3 protein-coding genes are annotated in these 5,257 nt (G+C 70.3%); 1 reads left to right on the forward strand and 2 read right to left on the reverse strand.

The features are described from left to right. Window positions 1-114: 114 nt before the first annotated feature. Window positions 115-1,458 (reverse strand): EAL domain-containing protein, encoded by a 1,344-nt coding sequence (locus D180_RS04400; protein WP_017911837.1) that lies wholly within the window; start codon window positions 1,456-1,458, stop codon window positions 115-117. 108 nt (window positions 1,459-1,566) lie between these two features. After that, on the reverse strand, window positions 1,567-1,887 hold the full coding sequence (locus tag D180_RS04405) for a DUF3175 domain-containing protein (protein ID WP_017907565.1): 321 nt from the start codon (window positions 1,885-1,887) through the stop codon (window positions 1,567-1,569). Window positions 1,888-2,431: 544 nt separating this feature from the next. Between D180_RS04405 and D180_RS04410 the strand changes: the two genes are divergently transcribed. Continuing rightward, the coding region (locus D180_RS04410) for a DEAD/DEAH box helicase (protein ID WP_017911838.1) at window positions 2,432-5,257 on the forward strand (2,826 nt) is incomplete at its 3' end.

Genomic DNA, 5,257 nt, shown 5'->3' on the forward strand with positions numbered 1-5,257 from the left:
TGTCCAGATACAAGGAGCGGCTTCAGCCGCGACCAGGCCTGCATGGCGATCTTGGGAATGCCTGGGGGGATGATCCCGAACCGGGGACCAGCGCCGCGCCTGCGGTGGGCGTTCTCAGCCGCTGCTGCCGTCTTCGATCGCCGGATAGCGTGCCAGATGCGCCGATAGCGGTCCGGGGTGGGCGAGCTGGTAGCCCTGGCCGTAGCGCGCGCCCAGCGCCTGCAGCGTCGCCAGTTCGCTCTCGGTCTCGATGCCTTCGACGACCACGTCGGCATTGGTTTCCGCGGCGAAGGAGAGGATGGCCATCGCCAGCCGCTGCCGGCGCGGTTCGGCGTCGATGCCGCGGGTCAGGGTCAGGTCCAGCTTGATGATGTCCGGCGCCAGGTGCAGCAGATGGCGCAGGCTGGCGAAACCGGTACCGGCGTCGTCCAGGGCGATGCGCAGACCCTGCCGCTGCAGCAGGCCGATGTGTTCGGACAGGCGTGGGTAATCCGGTGCCTGCAGTTGTTCGGTGATTTCCAGCACGATCCGCGACAGGTCGTGGCCGTGCAGCAGCGCCTGCAGTTGCGGATGCAGCAGGGTCGGTGCGGACACGTTGATCGCCAGATACAGCGGCGCCGGCAACTGCGCCAGCAGCTCCAGCGCTTGGCGCGCGGCGGCCAGTTCCAGGTCCAGGCCCAGCCCGACCCGGCTGGCATCGTCGAACCAGCGCAGCGGCGGCAGCGCCGGATTGGCCGGAAAGCGCGACAGCGCCTCCACCCCGACGATGCGTTGCGATGCCAGCGCCAGCACTGGCTGGGTCACGATCTGTAGGCGCGTCTCGGCGATGGTTTCGCGGATGCGGGTGGCGATCGCCGCCTTCTCGCGAAATGCGTGTTTCTCCATGTCCTGGCGGCGCGCGATGTCGGTCTGCAGTGCGGCGCGGTCCATCGCCAGCGCCAGCGTCGCGCCGACCAGGGTCGCCAGCAATTCCAGCGTGCGCACGTCCTGTGCGCTGTAGGCGTTGGGTTGCGGCGCGAGGACCTTGAGCACGCCGATGCTGCGGTCGCCGTAGCGCAGCGGCACCACCAGCATCGAGCGCAAACCGATGCGCCGGCAGGCCGCGCGGTCCACGCGCGGATCGACTTCCGAATCGTCGCAGCGCAAGACCTCGCCGGTCCGCATGCACAGCCCCGACAGGCTGCCGTTGCTGGGCAGGCGCAGGCCGAGGTGGCGCTCGGCGACGCCGCTGGCCGACCAGTACAGCATGTCCTTGCCGTCGCACATCTCCACCACGGCGCCATTGGAGCGGGTCAGCTCCTGCGCGCGGCGGGTGACCACGTCGACCACCTGCAGCGGATCGCCGCCGGCCGCGGCGATTTCGCCCTGCGCCAGGATGATGCGCGACAGCAACGCCGCGTCGTCCTGGGTCGCGGCGGCGTGCTGGATGAGGTCCGAAATGTCGGATGCCTTGGCCATGTCCGCATCATGTGGCAGTGCGTCGGAGGACGGCAATCGCGCGGCGCGCGCTTCGCCCAGACAGCGTGCGGAACTGATCGCTCCATCACGCTGCGCGCGTGCGCGTGCTCAATCGCCAGCGCCACCCTTGCGCGGCTTGCCGTACAGGCTGCGCAACTCGTCCTTGGCTTGCTCCAGGATCTGGCGGCGCTGCGCCGGCAACTGGTCGCCGGCGCGATTGATGTAGAAGGTCAGCATCGACATGGCCGAGCGATACGGGCCGGTGCGGCGGCGTGCGTGCAGATCGGCCGACTGCTTGAGCGCGCGCGCGATCGCGGCCGGATCGTTGCCTTCGAACACGTTCGGCGCGACGCCGAGCGACTGTTGCGCGTCGCTGCCGCGGCGCTGGTTGAGGTCGGTGCTGGAGAGTGACGGGCTGCTCTGTGCCATTGGTGATGCTCCTTGGCGATGGCGGTGGAGAGGTACAACGCATGCGCAGTCCCACAGTGCAGGACCCGATGGCGGATGCCGCCGCCATCGCTGCCGCGCGCCGCGAGGCGACGGCAGTTCGACGTCGAAGGGAGACGGAGGCGGACGCGGCGCGAACGCGCGCCGCCGCGATCGCGTGTGCGGGTCGTGGAGCGTCCCGCGCGCGTGATGGGCGATGCCGTTGTTCGCTGGTGTTGCCGTGCCGCATTCCGTTCCCAGAAGCGAAGCTTGTGCGTGATGCGCAAACGCTAGGCCGGGATACGTGACGCCGTCGACAACATAACCGCGCTACGCGGAGCGAGTGGTAGACATTATGTCGTTCGATGAACGCTTAATGGAAAAACCCCTAAAAACAGGGCTCGCGCGAGGTTGCGCTTGATTGCCTGGATAACGTCACCATTTTCATTGCCGAGAAAATGGCGCAAGACATCCAGCTGGACAATCCGCACAGGCGGCATCGTCGGCGCGCCCCAGGTTGGTTGCGACGCTGACACCAGGAGATCGCATGTCGTTGGCGCAGGCGCGCTTCCATCCCGCCGTTGCACGCTGGTTCGAGCAACGTTTCGCGGCGCCCTCGCCGGCGCAGGCGGCGGCGTGGCCGGCGATCCAGGCCGGACGCCATACGCTGGTCGCCGCGCCGACCGGCTCGGGCAAGACCCTGACGGCATTTTTGGCTGCGCTGGATGCGCTGGTCCGCGAAGGCCTGCGTGAAGGCGGCCTGCAGGACCGTACCCAGGTGTTGTACGTGTCGCCACTGAAAGCGCTTTCAAACGACATCCAGCTCAATCTCGAGGCGCCGCTGCAGGGCATTCGCGCCGAACTGGCGGCGCTGGGTTTGCCGGATGTGTCCATTCGCACCGCGGTACGCACCGGCGACACCCCACAGCGCGAGCGCGCGCAGGCGCGGCGGCGCCCGCCGCATGTGCTGGTGACCACGCCGGAGTCGCTGTACGTGCTGCTCGGCTCGGTGTCCGGGCGCGAGACGCTGCGCCACGTGCGCACGGTGATCGTCGACGAGATCCATGCGCTGGCGGCGAACAAGCGCGGCAGCCATCTGGCGTTGTCGCTGCAGCGCCTGCAGCAGCTGTGCGAGGCGCCGCCGCTGCGCATCGGCCTGTCGGCGACGCAGAAGCCGATCGAGGCGGTCGCACGTTTCCTGGTCGGCAGCGCCGCGGTGCACGACGGCGTTGCCGACTGCGCCATCGTCGACATCGGCTATGCGCGTGCCTGCGACCTGGCGCTGGAGGTGCCGCCGACGCCGCTCAGCGTGACCATGTCCGCCGACCAGTGGCAGCAGGCGTATACGCGCCTGGCCGAGTTGGTGCGCGCGCACCGCACCACCCTGGTGTTCGTCAACACCCGGCGCATGGCCGAGCGCACCGCGCGGCACCTGGGCGAACTGCTCGGCACGCAGGCGGTGGCGGCGCATCACGGCAGCCTGGCGCGCGAGACCCGGCTGCTCGCCGAGCGTCGGCTCAAGGCCGGCGAGCTGCAGGTGCTGGTGGCCACCGCCTCGCTGGAACTGGGCCTGGACATCGGCGACGTCGACCTGGTCTGCCAGCTCGGCTCGCCGCGTTCGATCGCCGCGTTCCTGCAGCGCGCCGGCCGCTCCGGGCACGCGGTGGGCGGCACGCCGAAGGCGCGCTTGTTTCCGCAGTCGCGCGACGACCTGGTCGAGTGCGCGGCCTTGCTGGATTGCGTGCGCCGCGGCGAACTGGATGCGCTGCGCATGCTCGATGCGCCGCTGGACGTGCTCGCCCAGCAGCTCGTCGCCGAGGTGGCCTGCCAGGAGTGGGAGGAAGACGCGCTGTACGCGCTGGTGCGTGGCGCCTGGCCGTATGCGGCGTTGCCGCGCGCGCAGTTCGACGCGGTGCTGCGCATGCTCAGCGAAGGCTTCAGCACGCGGCTGGGGCCGCGCGCCGGCTACCTGCATCGCGATGCGGTGCATCGCCGCGTGCGCCAGCGCCGCGGTGCGCGGATGGCGGCGCTCACCTCCGGCGGCACCATCCCCGAGACCGGCGACTACAGCGTGGTGCTGGAGCCGCAGGCGCAGACCATCGGCACGGTCAACGAGGATTTCGCGGTGGAGAGCCTGGGCGGCGACGTGTTCCAGCTCGGCAACGCCAGCTACCGCATCCTGCGCGTGGAAGCGGGGCGGGTGCGGGTGGAGGACGCGCGCGGCGCACCGCCCAACATCCCGTTCTGGATCGGTGAGGCGCCCGGGCGCAGCGATGCGTTGTCGCTGGGCGTGTCGCGGCTGCGGGCCGAAGTCGCGCAGGCGCTGGAGCAGGGCGGCGCGGCGCAGGCGCTGCAGTGGCTGTGCGGCCCGCTGGCACTGGACGCCGCCGCCGCGCAGCAGATCGTCGATTATCTGGGCCGCGCGCATGCGGCGCTGGGCGCCTTGCCGACCCAGCAATGCATCGTGCTGGAACGCTTCTTCGATGCCACCGGCGGCACCCAACTGGTGATCCACAGCGTCTATGGCAGCCGCATCAACCGCGCCTGGGGCCTGGCCCTGCGCAAGCGCTTCTGCCGTACCTTCAATTTCGAGTTGCAGGCGGCCGCGACCGAGGACGCGATCGTGCTGTCGCTGTCGACCCGGCACAGCTTCGCCCTGGACGAGGTGGCGCGCTATCTGCGCGCCGCGTCTGCGCTGGACGTGCTGGTACAGGCGCTGCTGGACGCGCCGCTGTTCGGCGTGCGCTGGCGCTGGAACGCCACCAACGCGCTGGCGCTGCCGCGCTTCACCGGCGGGCGCAAGGTCGCGCCGCAACTGCAGCGGATGAAGTCCGAGGATCTGCTGGCCACGGTGTTTCCCGACCAGGTGGCCTGTGCGGAGAACCTGGTCGGCGAGCGCGAGATTCCCGAGCACCCGCTGGTGGCGCAGACCCTGCGCGACTGCCTGGACGAGGCGATGGACAGCGATGGCTGGCTGCAGCTGCTGCGCGGCATCGAGGCCGGCGAGGTGCGCGTGCTGGCGCGCGAACTGACCGCGCCCTCGCCGCTGGCGGCCGAGGCGCTCGACGCGCGGCCCTATGCCTTTCTCGACGACGCGCCGCTGGAAGAGCGGCGCACCCAGGCGGTGCACAGTCGCCGCTACCAGGATCCGCACAGCGCCGACGATCTCGGCCAGTTGGACCCGCAGGCGATCGACGCGGTGCGCGAGGAGGCCTGGCCGCAGCCGCGCAGCTGCGACGAGATGCACGAGGCGCTGCTCACGCTCGGGGTGGTGAGCGCCGCCGAGGCCGCCGCGCAGCCGCAGTGGCGGCAGTGGTTGGATGAACTGGCTGCCGACGCGCGCGCCACCTGCCTGCACGGCGTCGACGGCGCC

This window comes from Xanthomonas sp. SHU 166, from assembly GCF_000364685.1.
GTDB lineage: Bacteria > Pseudomonadota > Gammaproteobacteria > Xanthomonadales > Xanthomonadaceae > Xanthomonas_A > Xanthomonas_A sontii.

Coding starts and splice junctions, on each gene's coding strand:
- D180_RS04400 (WP_017911837.1), bottom strand. CDS start 1,458: ATGGCCAAGGCATCCGACATTTCGGACCTCATCCAGCACGCCGCCGCG.
- D180_RS04405 (WP_017907565.1), bottom strand. CDS start 1,887: ATGGCACAGAGCAGCCCGTCACTCTCCAGCACCGACCTCAACCAGCGC.